Origin of the sequence: Streptomyces sp. NPDC101227 (assembly GCF_044767545.1) — a bacterium.
In the GTDB taxonomy this organism is placed as follows: domain Bacteria; phylum Actinomycetota; class Actinomycetes; order Streptomycetales; family Streptomycetaceae; genus Streptomyces.
Genome location: NZ_JBIWOD010000001.1, coordinates 585,067 through 600,461, shown reverse-complemented (window position 1 = coordinate 600,461; position 15,395 = coordinate 585,067). Strand labels below are relative to the sequence as shown.

Below are 15,395 nucleotides of genomic sequence, written 5' to 3'. Positions count from 1 at the left end.
TCTGAATGGGCTTCTGGGAAAAGATACGTATGCGTCTCGGGTCGAAGGTCGACGAGACGAAATCATTCAGCGAACCCCCTTTCTGGGCGCAAGCGCCTGCCCTCAACTCCACCATTTGGGCGCCGTCCCTGGCCGACCGCGAAATGATCGAGAACGACTTCGAGGGATACGTTCAGGGAGCGTACAAACGGAACGGCCCGATCTTCTCGTGCATCCTGGCCCGCCAGATGGTCTTCTCCGAAGCCCGCTTCCAGTGGCGGAAGTACGTCAACGGCCGCCCCGAGGACCTGTTCGGAAGCAAGGAACTTACGCTGCTGGAGACGCCCTGGCCGGGCGGGACCACCGGCGAGCTGCTGTCGCGTGTCCTTCAGGACTCTGACCTTGCTGGCAACTCGTTCTGGACGAAGGCTGACGACGCCGGCCGGTTCGGTCACGCAGCTCGCGGCCCCGGCATCCGCCTGGTCCGCATGCGCCCCGACTGGGTCAACCTCGTCATCGGCTCGCACTCCGGTGACCCCTGGGCCCTGGACGCCTACGTGGTGGGCATCCTGTACCAGCCTCGTTCCCAGGGCTTGATACAGAGCGGAAGCGGTACGCCCACGTCGGAGCCGGTTCTGCTGACGCCGGACGAGGTGGCGCACTTCGCTCCCATCCCCGACCCGGTGGCCCGTTTCCGGGGCATGTCGTGGATCACCCCGGTAATCCGGGAGATAGAGGCAGACAACTCGGCGACCACACACAAGCGGTCGTTCTTCGACAACGCGGCCGTCCCGAACATGGTCATGAAGTTCGACAAGGACACGTCCGAGGACGCCTTCGATGAATTCGTGGACAAGTTCCGGTCGAACCACCAGGGCTCGTGGAATGCGTACAAAACTCTGTTCTTGATGGGCGGGGCCGACGTCACGCCGCTCACGCACGATTTTCGGCAAATGGAGTTCAACCAGACTGTCGGTAAGGGCGAGGCCCGGATCGCTGCGGCGGCAGGCGTACCCGCATCATGGGTCGGGTTCTCCGAGGGGCTTCAGGGCTCGGCGCTTAACTCCGGTAACTTCTCGGCGCAGCGACGGAGAATGGCTGACGGAACACTCCGCCCGCTGTGGCGGATGATGGCCGCGAGTTTCCAGAACCTGGTTACCCCGCCCGCGGGCGCATCGCTTTGGTACGACGACCGTGACATTGCATTTTTGCGCGAGGATTCCATGGACCGCGCGGAGATCAATCGCGTGAACATGAACGCGATCGATTCCGGCATCAAGTCCGGCTGGGAACCAGACGCCGTGGTCGACTCCATTCTCAACGATGACATCAGCCGCCTCCGTGGTCGCCACACCGGCCTTGTCTCGGTGCAGATGCAGGAGCCTGGCGCCGACAGCGGCCATGCCGCTGCCGCACCTGCGACCGACCAGCCTCAAACACCAGACGCTCCGAAGGGCGGCAGCAGTGACTAACACCAAGGCGCTCGCGAGCGTCGAGATCAAGAACGCCGACAAGGGCGAAGTGGAGGCCGTGTTCTCCACCTTCGACGTGAAGGACCACGACGGCGACGTGACGCTCAAGGGCGCCTTCCAGGACGGCGCACCCGTGCGCATCAGTGCCTTCAATCACGCTTCGTGGGACGGCGCCCTGCCCGTCGGCAAGGGCACCATCCGCGTCGACGGTGACCGCGTCGTCATGAAGGGCCAGTTCTTCCTGAACACCACGCACGGCCGGGACACGTTCGAGACGGTGAAGGCTCTCTCGGAAGCCGGTCTCCAGGAGTGGTCGTACGGCTTCGACATCACGGACTCCGAGCGCGGCGAGTTCAAGGGCGAGAGCGTCCGGTTCATCAAGACTGTGAAGGTGCACGAGGTGTCACCCGTTCTTCTCGGGGCGGGGATCGGCACTCAGACGCTTTCCGTCAAGGGCCACGCGGCGCCCGTAAAGCCGCGCACATTCTCCGAAGAGGGCGAGGAAGTCTTGGCTTCCGTCGTGGCCTTCGGCGTCCGGGCCGCTGAAGTCGTGGCGATGCGGCAGGCAAAGGGGCGGGGCCTCGGTGAAGAGTCCTCGGCTCTGGTGGAGCGCATCAGGGCGGAACTGAAGCAGCTCGAAGAGGTGCTGACGCCCGACTCCACCGAAGAAACCAACGCAGATGAGAACGACGGCACGGCCGCTGAACTTCAGCGCGAGTGGCTGCGTTCCATCGCCGCAAACCTCCCCAAGGAGTAACACCATGGACTTCCCGGCACTCAAGGAAGCTCAGGGCAAGCTGAACGCTGCCCGTAAGAGCCTCGCCGATGTCTTCGCGGAGGCCGGTCCGACGATGGACCTCGCCCAGGTGAAGAGCATCGACGGCGACAACACCAACAAGGTTGGTTGGATTCGCACCAAGAACGAAGAGATCGAAGCTCTGGCCCACGAGGTCGAGGGCCTGGAGCAGGTCCAGAAGGCCGCGCGCAACGCCTCTCAGTACGAGGCGCCGGCGCCGCAGGCTGAGGTCAAGGAACGCGAGTTCAAGAGCCTCGGCGACTCGTTCACCCAGTCCCTGGCGTTCAAGGGCCGCTCCGGCCCGGTCGGCCCCGCCGCTCACCTCGACATCGAGATGAAGGCGCTGTTCGAGACCGGTGGCGGCGGCGGTGCGGGCTGGACCCCGGAGACGACCCGGACTGGCCGTGTCGTCGACCTGGCGACTCGCCCGATCCAGGTCACCGACGTCGTTCCGCTGGGTTCCACCGCTCAGCAGGCCGTCGTGTACATGGAGGAGACGACCTTCACGAACGCCGCGACGGAAATCGCGGAAGCCGGTACATTCCCGCAGGCCGCGCTGGCGCTGACCGAGCGCTCCAGCTCTGTCCGGAAGATCGCTGTCTACCTGCCCGTCACCGACGAGCAGCTGGAGGACGAGGCCGGCGCCCGCGCCTACGTCAACAACCGTCTGCCGTTCATGCTGCGTCAGCGTCTCGACTCTCAGATCCTCGTGGGAGACGGCACCGCTCCGAACCTGAAGGGCTTCCTGAACGTCTCGGGCATCCAGACCCAGGCGAAGGGCGCGGACCCGACTCCGGACGCCATCTACAAGGCCATGACGAAGGTTCGGGTCACCGGCCGCGCCACCCCCGGCGCCGTCATGATCCACTCGACCGACTGGCAGGGTATTCGTCTCCTGCGTACCGCGGACGGCGTGTACATCTGGGGGAACCCGTCGGAGTCCGGCATCGAGCGGCTCTGGGGTCTGCCCGTCGTCGTGAACGAGGTCATCACCCAGGGCACGGCACTGGTCGGTGACTTCCAGAACTACACGGAGCTCGCGGTTCGCCGCGGTATCGACGTGCAGGTCTCCAACAGCCACTCGACGTACTTCATCGAGGGTAAGCAGGCCATCCGTGCGGACATGCGCGCCGCCCTGGTCGTCTACCGTCCGGCGGCGCTCTGCACCGTGACTGGCCTCTGATCAGTCCTCTGCCCTTTAGGAAGGAGGGAAAATCATGGGATTCCTCGAAGGTGTGTCGCGCAGGTACGTGCGGTTCGAGTACGACTTCGCGGTGGATGGTGGCGCTCAGGGTGACATCACCCTGCGGGGGCCGGCCATCCCGTCCGGCACTGTTGTCGTCGGTGCGACCGTGGATGTGACGACGGCTGTCACCAGCGGCGGCGCTGCGACTGTCGCTCTGAAGCTGGAAGGCACGGCGGACCTGCGGGCGGCTGCAACGCTGTCCACCGCCCCGGCCCTGAACGCTCAGGCCGTCAAGGCTCTGCTGTCGCCGGTCAAGACCTCTGCTTCGCGCAGCGTGGTCGCGACCATCGCCACGGCAGACCTGACGGCCGGGAAGTTCACCGTTCTGCTTGAGACAGTGCAGCTCGGCTGAACCTGATGGGGGTAGCTGGACGCTTTAAAGTCCCGCCAGCGCCGCGGGCGCCCCCGCCACTCGACCCGCACGGAGCAACGGCATGCAAGACAAAGTGATCATTGATCGGCACTGGTACCTGACCGCGGACGGTTCTCAGGTGGTGGGGTGGGCGGACCCTCGGGGCGCGTTCCTCCACTGGATCCCCGGTGATGAGGTACCGAGAGAAGAAGCCCTCAGGCTGGGGGCCATCAAGCGCGTCGGTCGTCCGCCCGGTAGCAAGAACCGGCGACCGAGCGAAAACAAGTAGAAGGCGAAGCTCTTTCAGCCCCCAGCGTGGGGCTTTTTTCATGCCTGAAAGCAGGGGTGCTGAACCGTGGCAATGGGCGATACGTACGCGACCCTCGCCGAACTGAAAGCGCGGTTCGGCATCACCGACACCAACGACGACACGGCACTGACCAACGCACTCGCTGCCGCCTCACGCGGTATCGAGAAGTACTGCCGGCGCCAGTTCAACGACGCAGGCGCGGCCTCCTCCCGCGTCTACAACCCAACCGCATCGAACCTTGCCCTCGTGGACGACTTCCACACCACAACCGGGCTGATCGTCGAGACGGACACCGACGACGACGGGCTGTTCGATACGACCTGGGTGAACTCTGAATACCAGCTCGAACCATTGAACGGTGTTCGCGATGGCCTGTCGGGGTGGCCGTACTGGAAGATCCGAGCCGTAGATACCGTCCGCTTCCCGAACCTGTCCCGTGCTTCGCTGCGGGTCACGGCTCGTTGGGGGTGGGCTGCCGTTCCGGCGCCCATCAAAGAATCCTGTCTCGCCCTCGCTGAAGAGACCTTCAAGCTCAAGGACGCTCCCTTCGGCGTGGCCGGCATGGGTGAGTTCGGCGTGGTCCGTATCCAGGACAACCGGCGGGTCGTGACGATGCTCGCCCCGTACCGCCGTACGGCAACGCGGGTGGCGTGATGGCGTCCCTTGCCGCGATCAGGGACGCCCTGAAGGCAACGATCGAAGCGAACGTCTCCGGCATCCGCGGCTACGACACCGTGCCGGATGTGACGAACCTTCCCGCGTTCGTGATTCAGCCTGTGACGGGCGATTTCACGGGCGCATTCGCCCGCGGAATGGACGAGTGGACGTTCGATCTGTACGTGCTCGTCTCATCCGCTGATTCCCGCCGGTCACAGGAAGCGTTGGACTCGTACATCACCGGGGCGGGGGCGAGTTCGATCCGCCAGGCCCTGTTCAGCAATTCAGATCTCGGGCTCTCGGGCGTGGATGCGTTTGTGTCGGGGGTCCGCGGCTATGGCGGCTCGTACGAGAGCGCCTCAATCCATCACATAGGCGCGATTCTGCGCGTGTGCGTCTACACGCCGGGCACGGCGTAGGAAAGGAAGGACTGTCATGGCGCTTATCGCCCCTACGGTCATGAGCTACTCCACGGCGGCTCTGCCGTCCTTCACCGCTGCCTCCGCTTCGGACACGTTCCAGGGGCCCGGCGCTGAGGGACAGTACTTCGTGGTCTACCGGAACACGAACGCTGCCACTCGAACCATCACCGTTGTCGTTCCGGGCAACAACAACTACGGGCAGGCAAACCCCGACCCGCAGTACACCCTGGCCGCGACCACCGGTGAACTGTGGATTCCGATCCACCCAATCTGGCAGGACTCCACCGGCGTGGTGACCATCACGACTTCGGCGCAGACCAACGTCACTGTCGCCTACATGAAGATTCAGTGATGCCCGAGCGTGCGCTGCCGGGAGTGCAGCCCCCGAGGCCAGGCCCGTCGCCTCGCGAGTACCTGGTGATAGGGCCGTATGACGTGCACGGCGTCCCCACGAACGGCGTTGTTGTTCTGGACGCAGACCAAGGGTCTACTCAGGCCCTCATCGAAGCCGGGCACATCCGGCCCGTAGAAAAGTCCACGGCCAGCAAGGGCGAGGCCGGAAGCAAGGGAGAATAGCTAATGGCTAAGTTCGTGCTCAAGAACTGCCGCGTCGAGGTCAATGGAATCGACTTTTCCGACCACGTGTCCTCGGCGACCGTTCACCTGGAGAAGGACGACGTGGACACCACGTCGTTCTCCGGATCAGGACGTGAGGTCGTGGCGGGCCTGAAGAAGGAGAAGATCACCATCTCCTTCCAGCAGGACTTTGCGGCCGCTTCGGTGGACGCAACGCTGTGGCCGCTCTACAACAACGAGACCGAGTTCACCGTGAAGGTGCGCCCGACGTCTTCCGCGATCTCCGCCACCAACCCGGAGTACTCCGCCACCTGCGTGCTGCTCTCCTACGAGCCGCTGGCCGGCAAGGTCGGCGACCTGTCCGACACCTCGGTCGACTTCAACTGCCAGCGCGTCGGCATAGCCCGCGCCACCTCCTGACCCATGGCCGAGGGCGAGCACATCCGGCTCGTTGTCGGCGAGGAGTTCCGGCGGGTCGTCATGGCGCTGCGGGACATGGATGCGTCCCTGCCCAAAGAACTCCGCAAGGAGTTGCGCCAGGCGGCCCGCCCTCTTGCTCAGCGGGCAAAGGACCGCGTCCGCGCTATCCCAACCCGCGGCAGAGGACACACGGGCCTGCGGGCTCGCGTAGCCCGGGGCGTGGGTATTCGCGCGGCTGTCGGCCGGAATCCTGCCGTGAAAATCACGACGAGCATGACCAACCCCGATGAAGCTGCCATTCCGCGCGGATTGGACAGCCCTCGGGGCTGGAGGCACCCGGTGTTCGGGAACCGAAACAAGTGGGTTTCTCAGCACACGTACGGGCCTTGGTTCATGGAGACCATGCGCGAGGGCGGCGACGACATCAAGCGTGACGTGAAACAGGTCATGGATGAGGCCGCTAACAGGGTCGCCCGAGCCGGCGGCGCGTCATGAGACCGGGGCGGTCGGAGTGCGTGCGGGTCCTCCGGCCGCCCCTTGAAATACCCGCAAACCCGCCACGCTTAAGGAGTTACCCGCATGGCACTGCTGTCCAAGGACCAGATACTCAAGGCTGACGACCTCAAGACCGAACCCGTTGAGGTTCCCGAGTGGGGCGGCGAGGTGCTCGTTCGAACGCTCATGGGCGAGGAGCGCGACAAGTTCGAGGCCGATTCGGTGACCATCAACAAGAAGGGCCAGCCACAGCAGAATCTCGCGAACATGCGCGCCCGCCTGGTCGCCCTGTGCGCTGTGAACGAAGCCGGGGAGCGCCTTTTCTCGGCCTACGACGTGCCGGATCTGGGCCGCAAGTCCGCCACCGCCCTGGATCGCGTGTTCCAGAAGGCACAGGAACTCAATGGCTTCACCGAGGCGGACATCGAGGAGCTGGCCGAGGGTTTCGGCGACGGCCGGGACGCGCCCTCTACTTCCGCCTAGCACTGGCCATGGGGATGCCGGTCCGGGAAGTCCTGGCCCGGCATTCCTCATGGGAGCTTGCGGAGTGGGCGGCCTACGAGAACGCCTTCGGTCCCATTGACGACTCGTGGCGCAACGAAGTTCTGGCTCAGATTCACGAGTTGACCCAGCTCGTTGCCTACATCTCCGGTGCCAATTTCGAGAAGAACCCGGCACCGACACCTCGCCCACTTGGACGCCCCGGCCTACTTCTCCGACCGAAGGCCGATGAAGACGAGGAGTGACACCCCAGATGGCGACTACCACATCCCTCGGCTTCACGATCTTTTCCCGGTGGCACGGTGACGGCGTGATGCGCGCCCGCCGTGACATCAACCAGCTGGACAACCAGCTTCGCCGCACGAACCGTTCTGTGGCGGAAAACGGTCAGGCCATGAAGAACCTCGCGGCCGGTGCGGCGCTCGTCGCCCCGGCCATGGGGACCATCGGTACGGCCTCGGTGGGCGCCGCTGCCGGTGTCGCGGCTGTGGGTGTGGCTGCGGGCGCTGCCGGTGGCCTGTTCGTCGCTATGGCGACCACTGCCGTCCGCGAGTGGAAGAAGATGGGTTCGGCCGGCCGGGCGTTCCACTCGCAGGTGGAGGGCCTGCAAAGGGTGTGGTTGAACTTCGTCATCACGAACCGGAAGTTCAGTCTCCAGCCGATGATCGACATGATGGCTGGCGCCCGCGTGGCCATAGGCAAGTTGCAGCCTGTCGTGAACGCCCTGGGCCCCTCGGTCGTCAAGCTCGGCCAAGCGGTCCGCAAGTGGCTCTCTGACGCAGGCATGGACCGCTTCGTTGCCACCGTCGTCAAGTACGGCGTGCCGGCCGTGAAGCAGCTCGGCACGGCAGGCCGCAACCTGGCCGCAGTCGGCGGGATCATCTTCCGGGTGTTTGCGCCCCTTGGCCTCCAGCTCACGCAATCGTTCACCCGTCTCACGGTGGCGATGCGAAAGTGGGCTGAGGGTGGAGGCGTCACCCGCTTCCTGAGCAGCGTCCGGTCGATGGGCCCGCAGGTTGCCCAGTTCTTCAAAGCTCTGGGCGCGGCCCTGATCAACGTGGCGAACGCCATGCGTTCCATGGCGCCGCTTTCGCTAGTCGTCGCTACGGGATTCCTGCGGATCGTCGCAGTCCTGCCGCCGCCGGCCATCCAGGCCATCACGTACGCATTCATCGCCTGGCGTGTCGCGATGACCGCTGCGGCCGTACATGCCGCGATCTTCGCTACGACCCTGTCCATACTCCGCGGGCGGACGGTCGCGCAGACGGTGGCGCTCGTCGCTCAGCGCGTCGCGATCCTCGCGGTCCGGGGCGCGATCTTGGTGTGGACGGCCGCTCAGTGGTTGCTGAACGTGGCTCTTACGGCCAACCCGATCGGTGTCATCATCGTTGCTATCGGTGCCCTTGTGGCTGCGATTGTCTGGGTTGCCACTAAGACCAGGTTCTTCCAGAACACGTGGAATGTCGTATGGAACGCGATCAAGGTAGCGTTCAATGCCGTCGTCAACTTCCTTCACGGCAAGTGGGCGTGGCTGGTGGCGTTCCTCGGGCCGGTCGGCTGGTTGCTGCTGCTGCTCACCCACTGGAAGACGGTGTGGAACGCGGTAAAAAACGCGTTCGTTGCGGTCGTCAATGCCATCCGACGGGCGGCGTCGGCGTTCTGGAACGCCATGAAGTCGACGTTCCGCACGTCCTTGAACGCCATCAGTGCGGCGTGGCGGGCCGCGTGGAACCTCACCAGCCGGACAGTGCAAGCCGTCTGGAACGCCGTCCGGCGAGCCGCAGGGGCATTTTTGAACGCGCTGCGGGCGGCCTTCCGGGGCGGTATGAACGCCCTCGGTTCGGCGTGGCGTGCGGCGTGGAACTCTGTTTCCCGGATCGCGTCCTCGATCTGGAACGCCCTCAAGTCGGCTGCCAAGACGTTCGCTTCGGCGCTGCTGGCAACGTTCAAGTCTGCCGTGTCTGCCATCGGCAAGGCGTGGGACGGTCTCCGTACGCTGTTCAAGAAGCCCATCAGCTTCCTGATCAACACCGTCATCAATGGCGGTGCGATCAAGGCCATCAACTGGGTGCTGTCCAAGCTGGGCGGCGGCAAGATCCCGACCCTGCACGTAGCCGGGTTCGCTTCCGGTGGTCACATCCGGGGGCCGGGTTCGGGGACGTCCGACTCGATTCCCGCGATGCTGTCCGATGGCGAGTACGTCATGCGGGCGTCCTCGGTCCGGAAGTACGGCACCGGGTTCATGCACGCCATCAACACGGGCACGCTCGGCGGGTTCGCGGACGGTGGCGACGTCGGCAGCCTGACGGAGGACGCCATTGCAGGCGTGTTCGGCACGGCGTCGAAGGTCGGCGGGATCATTAAGAAGGGGCTTAGCTTCCTGACGGGTGGTCTGTCGGACAAGTTCTTCAAGGCACTGGGCGACTTCTCGCAGGGAGCGTTCAACAAGATCGCGGGCAAGCTCATGGGGCTCGTCGGCGGTCTCGCTGCGAAGGCCCCCGGCGGCGAAGCCATGAAGTCCATTGTGATGGCCGTCCCGAAGTTCCTGACCAAGGCAGTCGGCAAGTTCCTGTTCGACAAGATGGGCCTGTTCGGGATGGGCTCGAACATCGGCGGCTCGGGCGTCCAGCGCTGGCTGCCGGTGGTCCTGAAGGCCCTGTCTCTGCTCGGTCAGCCTGCCTCGTTCGCGCCCCTGGTCCTCAAGGCCATCGCGAAGGAGTCCGGCGGCAACCCGAACATCGTCAACAACTGGGACTCCAACGCCAAGGCGGGCACGCCGTCCGGTGGTCTGCTCCAGACGATCGGTCCGACGTTCAACGCGTACGCCGGCCCGTTCCGGTCTCTGGGCATGTTCAACCCGCTGGCGAACATCTACGCGGCCATCAACTACGCCATGCACCGTTACGGCGCTGGCTGGGCCGCTCGTATGGCCGCTCCGGGCGGATACGCGGGCGGTGGTCTCGTAGGTGCGCCGATGATCCCGTTCGGCTCTTACGACTCCGGTGGCTACCTGCCCGAGGGGCTTTCGCTGGCCTTCAACGGCACAGGCCGGCCCGAACCTGTCGGCCATCACCTGGGCGGGGGCGGTGGCGTCACCGTGCAGTTCAACGCCCCGGTGTACGCCAAATCGGAGCGCGAGTTCCGCGAAATGGTCATTGAGGCTGTGGCGGAAGCGAAGCGCAGAAAGAGGTTTTGACATGGTTGCGATTCCAACCTATTCGATCTACGTCGATTGGGACAATGACGGCGGGTTGGATGTCGGCAACTTCGAAACCTCTACGGATGATTGGGCGGTGAATGGATCGGCCGGTACCACCACGGCGGCGCTTTCCACCGCTCAATCCCACCTGGGAGACCAGTGTCTCTTGGTGACGTGGAACAACGTTTCAAGCCCGAAGGTGCAGAAGACCATCACGGGCCTGACGTCGGGAACGTCTTACACATATTCGGCGTGGGTGTACGTCCCTACTGGCGACGCGGCGGTACGCATCAGCGTTCAAGGCGTCGCGAACTCCTCGAACAGCACGACCAACAATGCATGGGAACAGATTTCGGTTGCTTTCACGGCCACCGGGTCCAGTCACATCGTGGACGTGAACGTAAACGGCACACCTGCCAACGGCGACCTCGTCTATCTGGACCAGGCCATGGTCACCAGCGCCGGAGAGGACGTATCCGGCCGGGTCCTGGGGCTGCGGACGCCCTTGTCGTTCTCGTACGGCCGGGACCAGGCCAGGTCACTGTCGGCCATCAAGCCGGGTGAGATCCAGTTCGAGCTGAACAACATGTCGAAGGACTACAGCCCGGATTACTCCTCGTCCCCGCTGTACGGCAAGGTCCGCCCCGGCCGTCCCGTCCTGGTGCGGGCAACGCACAATGGCCACGCCTACGACCTGTTCCGCGGCTACCTGGACGACTTCACCCTCGACCCGTCGCGGGACAAGAAGTCGCTGACGGTGTCCGCTCTGGACGTGCTCCAGAAGCTCGCTGACGCACAGATCTCCACCGAGCTGTTCGACTCGCTCCAGACGGGCGAGGCGATCGGGAAAGTTCTGGACGCGATCGGCTGGCCCGCCACGAAGCGGGACCTCGACCCGGGCGCGTCCACGGTGCGGTGGTGGTGGGAAGAGGGCTCGAACGCCCTGGACGCGGTGAACAAGCTCGTGTCGACCGAGGGCCCGCCGGCGTTCGCGTACGTCAGCGAGGCAGGGAACTTCGTCTTCCGATCACGGCATCACCGGTTCATCCGGTCGCCGTCCAAGACGTCGCAGGCCACGTTCCGGGGCACGGGGTCCGAGCCCCTGTTCTCGGAGCCCATGACCTACGACATCGGCTGGCGGGACCTGGTCAATGACATCACCGTCGATGTGACGGAGCGGGATCCGGGCGAGTTCGGCAAGGTCTGGACGAGCGACGACGTCATTTCCCTCGCAACCGGCGAAACGCGCGAGATCAAGGTTCAGACGGACAACCCGTTCTACAGCGCCATCACCCCGGTGGCCGGCACGGACTACACCCTGCTCGCCGGTACGGTGTCCATCTCCATCAGCCGCTCGTCCGGCCAGTCGTTGTCCATCTTCATCACGTGCACCGCGGCGGCCGTCATCAAGGGACTGTCGTTTCGAGCGGTTCCAGTCGCGGCAGGCCGGTCGTATCAAGTACACGTGCAGGATCAGACTTCGATCAATGAGCACGGGATTCACTCGCTCGATGACCTGAACCTTCAATGGGCCGGCCTGAACGACGCTCAAGGGATCGCGGCAACCATTCTCAGTCTCCGGTCGGAACGTCTGCCGATCGTCACGATAAGCCTGGTAAACGCAAACGCCACGCGCACCGCCCAGATACTCGGGCGGGGACTGTCGGACCGGATCACCATCATTGAGAACGAGACCGCCCTCAACAGTGACTTCTACATCGAACAGATCCAGCACAACATCGGCGATGTCGGGCACGACCACCGCGTAGTATTCGGCTGCGAAAAGGTCCAAGGGCAGAACGGCACAGTATTCAAGTTCGGTACGGCCGGAGCCGGATTCGACCAAGGATCTTTCGCCATCGACGGCTACACCGACAATTCCGCCCTGTTCATCCTGGGCACAAGTCAGCTAGATACGGGACTATTGGGGTACTGAAGATGATCACGACCCGCGCTCGTGCATACATCAATCACGGCCGGTGGGTGGCAGACTGCCCCACCGGCTGTGGTTGCGCCAAGGCGCTAAGCAAGGGCGAAGCGTCATTCCACTGCGCCGAATGCCTGGCTATCTCCGATGTCGAATGGCCCGCTAACGCTTCCGACATATGGGAGGTACTGCTGATGCGGCGCTTCCCGAAGAACCGGAACTGGTACCCGGAGGGGCACGAGTTCGCCATGCGCGCCAACCTGCCACACGGCCAGACGGTGAAGCAGCTCCTGGACGAGGCGCACGAGAACGGGGGGTAGGCCATGGCGTGGAACGCCCCTATGACCGCCCTCGATGGCGCCACGTTCTCGGATGTGCAGTTCAACCGGTACATCCGCGACAACCTGAATGAGTGCGCGCCGGCCAAGGCGTCGGCGGCCGGGCAGTACTTCGTCACCGACGACGTGAACAGCCTCGCGGCCAGGGCTCCGGGTACCGCGTTCATCAGCACGTCGCAGACCACCACGTCGACGAGCTACGCCGACCTCGCCACAGTGGGGCCACAGGTCACGGTGAACTGCGGGCAGAACGCGTTGGTGTTCATCAACTGCGAGGTGTCGCACGGCACCGCCAACACGCTGGCGAGCGTGAGCTTCGCGTACTCCGGCGCCACAGCCGGGGATGCGTCGGACGCGATCCGGATCATGCACGACGGGGTCTCTGCGGCAAATTCTTGGCGGCACAGCATGTCGTGGCGGCTGGCCGATCTGAACCCGGGCTCGCACACGTTCACCCTCAAGTACCGGGTGGTCAGCGGCACGGGCACATTCGCCCGCCGTGAACTGATCGTTCTTCCGCTGTGAGGTGACGGCATGGCTTGGACTGCGCCTATGACCGCGGTAGCGAACACGGTCTTCACGAGCACCCAGTGGAACACGCACGTGCGGGACAACCTGAACGCGACGATGACCGGGACGGCCGCGGCTGCCGGGGACTGGTTCGTATCCAGTGCGGCGAACACGATCGTGCGTCGGATCCCCGCGGCGGCGAACGTGACGACCGCGCAGACGACCACTTCGACGTCGTACACCAACCTGACGACCACGGGCCCGGCCGTCACCATCACTACCGGCACGTCGGCGCTGGTCATGTTCGGGGCCGCGATGTCCAGCAACACGACTGATGCGGCCTGCTTCATGTCGGTGGACGTGTCCTCCGCTACGACCATCGCGGCCAACGATGACTGGGGCACGTGGATGGATGGCGTGCCGGCCAGCAACACCGTCCATATGGGCATGGCGAAGCTGTTCACGAACCTCACCGCCGGATCGAACGTGTTCACCGCGAAATACAGGACGTCGACCGGCACCGCTACGTTCTCGAATCGCCATTTGATGGTCATACCGTTCTGAGGGGTGTCAAATGGCATGGACTGCGCCTTATACGGCGACCCTGAATGGGCAATTGAGTGCCGCGAACTTCAACGCCACGGTCCGGGACAACCTGCTTCTCACGGAGGCAGGGTTGGCGCCTTCCACGCAGAGCGATCCCGAGGGATTCGGGACGTGGTACTTCGTGGGGACTGGCACCAACGCGATAGCGGCCCGCCGCATGAAGTCTGATGACGCGAACTGGGACGAGCAGAGCACAACATCGTCCAGCTACACGAGCCTGCGGACGTACGGCCCTGGTGTGACGCTCACGACGGGCACCCAAGCCATCGTGATGATCTCCGCCTCGATGGGGAGCGACACAGCGAACGCCTACACCGCTGCCTCGTTCAAGGTGTCCGGAGCTTCGACCATCGCGGCCTCGGACGAGTGGGCGTTGGAGAACGACGGAATCGCCGCTTCTGGGGTCGCCGCAGACAACATGCCGCGCCGCTCGATGTACCGGTTCCTGACAGGTCTGACGGCCGGCACCAACACGTTCACCATGCAGTACCGGGCGTCCGGCGGGACGGGCTTCTTCAATCAGCGTTCGATCATCGTCTGGCCGCTGTAGGAGGAGACATGGCTTGGACCGCCCCTCTGACGTGGACGCCCAATCAGGTTCTGACAGCGGCGCAACTCAATACCCACCTCCGAGACAACATGCTGGAAACCGAGGCCGCCAAGGCGACGGGCGGCGGCGGGTACTTCGTCGCCACCGGGGCAAATGCCATCGCGGAACGGCAGGCCGCGCACGCGGAAACCACGGCGTCCTCAACGACCACGGCCACGACCTACGGCAACCTCGCCGACGGCATCAACACTTCAGTGACTGTGACGACCGGCCCGCAGTGCCTGATCCTGTGGGGCTGCCACATGCAGGCGTCCACCACGACGAGCATCACTCAGTGCTCCATCACATGGTCGGGAGCGAGTGCCGGCTCGGCGGACGACTCGTACGCCGCGTACAGGAAGCTCCAGAACTACTCGGCCTATCCCGCCCAGTTCATGCATCACCTATGGGTGACCGGCATGACCCCCGGCTCGACCACCTTCACCCTCAAGTACCGAATCCTGAATGGCGGTACCGGAACGTTTTCCACGCGCCGCATCGCGGTCTTCCCGTACTAATTCCCTCAGCAACGAACCGACCCCCTACACGGTAGACGTGCAGGGAGTCGGCGCATCGCGCACTACAGCTTGGGGCGCCAGCCGCCACTAGAGGACGGCCTGATGTCGGCAGCGTCATCGGAGATCGGCCCACTCGCGTTGTCCTTCACGAACTCACCGGGGCTCTGAAGGCCCTTTCCGATGGATTCGATGAAGGTTTCCGCGGCCACGTCGGTCCCCTCCGCTTTCTCCACCTTCGTAATTGCCCACTCCAGCTTTGCGACCTTGGTCTTGTCGGATACCTGCGCGGTCCTCAGGTACTTCCCGAGGGTGTCGGACACCCTCCGTACCCCGTCGGAGACGCCTTCCAGGTACTCGTAGTTTCCCTTGGCTGAAGTCTCAGCCATGAGGTACTCCTTCCCGTTGGTCCGTGAACACACTTCCGCAGCCGGCCCGTGTAGTCCAGGCATAGTCGGAACCGGTCCGGACTGCGGTAGGGGGTT

Annotated in this window: 18 protein-coding genes; 17 read left to right on the top strand and 1 reads right to left on the bottom strand. The window is 64.3% G+C overall.

Going from position 1 to position 15,395, the window contains the following annotated elements; translation table 11 throughout:
• Nucleotides 1-5: 5 nt before the first annotated feature.
• The 17 genes from ACIRPT_RS02645 to ACIRPT_RS02565 all read left to right on the top strand — a co-directional run bounded on the left by ACIRPT_RS02645 (nucleotide 6) and on the right by ACIRPT_RS02565 (nucleotide 14,913).
• Nucleotides 6-1,451: a phage portal protein gene (locus tag ACIRPT_RS02645; RefSeq protein ID WP_403821089.1), complete on the top strand. Its 1,446-nt coding sequence runs from the start codon at nucleotides 6-8 to the stop codon at nucleotides 1,449-1,451.
• Nucleotides 1,444-2,208, top strand: coding sequence for an HK97 family phage prohead protease (locus ACIRPT_RS02640; protein ID WP_403821086.1), 765 nt, complete (start codon nucleotides 1,444-1,446; stop codon nucleotides 2,206-2,208). Before ACIRPT_RS02645 ends, ACIRPT_RS02640 begins: the two co-directional genes overlap by 8 nt.
• Nucleotides 2,209-2,212: 4 nt before the next feature.
• The gene (locus tag ACIRPT_RS02635) at nucleotides 2,213-3,430 is read left to right on the top strand and encodes a phage major capsid protein (protein ID WP_403821083.1); all 1,218 of its coding nucleotides are present in this window, start codon (nucleotides 2,213-2,215) and stop codon (nucleotides 3,428-3,430) included.
• A 34-nt stretch (nucleotides 3,431-3,464) separates the two neighbouring features.
• The gene (locus ACIRPT_RS02630; protein ID WP_403821080.1) at nucleotides 3,465-3,845 is read left to right on the top strand and encodes a hypothetical protein; all 381 of its coding nucleotides are present in this window, start codon (nucleotides 3,465-3,467) and stop codon (nucleotides 3,843-3,845) included.
• A 361-nt stretch (nucleotides 3,846-4,206) separates the two neighbouring features.
• Nucleotides 4,207-4,809 (top strand): phage head-tail connector protein, encoded by a 603-nt coding sequence (locus ACIRPT_RS02625; RefSeq protein WP_403821762.1) that lies wholly within the window; start codon nucleotides 4,207-4,209, stop codon nucleotides 4,807-4,809.
• Nucleotides 4,809-5,231, top strand: coding sequence for a hypothetical protein (locus ACIRPT_RS02620; RefSeq protein ID WP_403821077.1), 423 nt, complete (start codon nucleotides 4,809-4,811; stop codon nucleotides 5,229-5,231). The genes ACIRPT_RS02625 and ACIRPT_RS02620 overlap by 1 nt, the downstream gene beginning before the upstream one ends.
• Before the next feature lie 16 nt (nucleotides 5,232-5,247).
• A complete protein-coding gene (locus ACIRPT_RS02615) occupies nucleotides 5,248-5,586 on the top strand; it encodes a hypothetical protein (RefSeq protein WP_403821074.1) in 339 nt (112 codons plus the stop codon).
• A 227-nt stretch (nucleotides 5,587-5,813) separates the two neighbouring features.
• A complete protein-coding gene (locus tag ACIRPT_RS02610; RefSeq protein ID WP_403821071.1) occupies nucleotides 5,814-6,230 on the top strand; it encodes a hypothetical protein in 417 nt (138 codons plus the stop codon).
• A gap of 3 nt (nucleotides 6,231-6,233) precedes the next feature.
• Nucleotides 6,234-6,725, top strand: a complete 492-nt coding sequence (locus ACIRPT_RS02605) for a hypothetical protein (protein ID WP_403821068.1) — start codon at nucleotides 6,234-6,236, stop codon at nucleotides 6,723-6,725.
• An 84-nt stretch (nucleotides 6,726-6,809) separates the two neighbouring features.
• Nucleotides 6,810-7,208, top strand: a complete 399-nt coding sequence (locus ACIRPT_RS02600) for a hypothetical protein (protein WP_403821064.1) — start codon at nucleotides 6,810-6,812, stop codon at nucleotides 7,206-7,208.
• Nucleotides 7,209-7,479: 271 nt separating this feature from the next.
• Nucleotides 7,480-10,422, top strand: a complete 2,943-nt coding sequence (locus ACIRPT_RS02595) for a transglycosylase SLT domain-containing protein (RefSeq protein ID WP_403821061.1) — start codon at nucleotides 7,480-7,482, stop codon at nucleotides 10,420-10,422.
• Nucleotide 10,423: 1 nt separating this feature from the next.
• The gene (locus tag ACIRPT_RS02590) at nucleotides 10,424-12,361 is read left to right on the top strand and encodes a carbohydrate binding domain-containing protein (RefSeq protein ID WP_403821058.1); all 1,938 of its coding nucleotides are present in this window, start codon (nucleotides 10,424-10,426) and stop codon (nucleotides 12,359-12,361) included.
• A 185-nt stretch (nucleotides 12,362-12,546) separates the two neighbouring features.
• A complete protein-coding gene (locus tag ACIRPT_RS02585) occupies nucleotides 12,547-12,672 on the top strand; it encodes a hypothetical protein (protein ID WP_403821055.1) in 126 nt (41 codons plus the stop codon).
• Between the two features lie 21 nt (nucleotides 12,673-12,693).
• Nucleotides 12,694-13,215, top strand: a complete 522-nt coding sequence (locus tag ACIRPT_RS02580; RefSeq protein ID WP_403821052.1) for a hypothetical protein — start codon at nucleotides 12,694-12,696, stop codon at nucleotides 13,213-13,215.
• 27 nt (nucleotides 13,216-13,242) lie between these two features.
• Nucleotides 13,243-13,764 (top strand): hypothetical protein, encoded by a 522-nt coding sequence (locus ACIRPT_RS02575; protein WP_403821049.1) that lies wholly within the window; start codon nucleotides 13,243-13,245, stop codon nucleotides 13,762-13,764.
• A gap of 10 nt (nucleotides 13,765-13,774) precedes the next feature.
• Entirely contained in the window at nucleotides 13,775-14,356 is a 582-nt protein-coding gene (locus ACIRPT_RS02570) for a hypothetical protein (RefSeq protein ID WP_403821046.1), read from the top strand.
• An 8-nt stretch (nucleotides 14,357-14,364) separates the two neighbouring features.
• Nucleotides 14,365-14,913, top strand: a complete 549-nt coding sequence (locus ACIRPT_RS02565) for a hypothetical protein (RefSeq protein WP_403821043.1) — start codon at nucleotides 14,365-14,367, stop codon at nucleotides 14,911-14,913.
• Nucleotides 14,914-14,975: 62 nt separating this feature from the next.
• Here ACIRPT_RS02565 and ACIRPT_RS02560 read toward each other — a convergent pair whose 3' ends face one another.
• The gene (locus ACIRPT_RS02560; RefSeq protein WP_403821040.1) at nucleotides 14,976-15,299 is read right to left on the bottom strand and encodes a hypothetical protein; all 324 of its coding nucleotides are present in this window, start codon (nucleotides 15,297-15,299) and stop codon (nucleotides 14,976-14,978) included.
• Nucleotides 15,300-15,395: the final 96 nt, after the last annotated feature.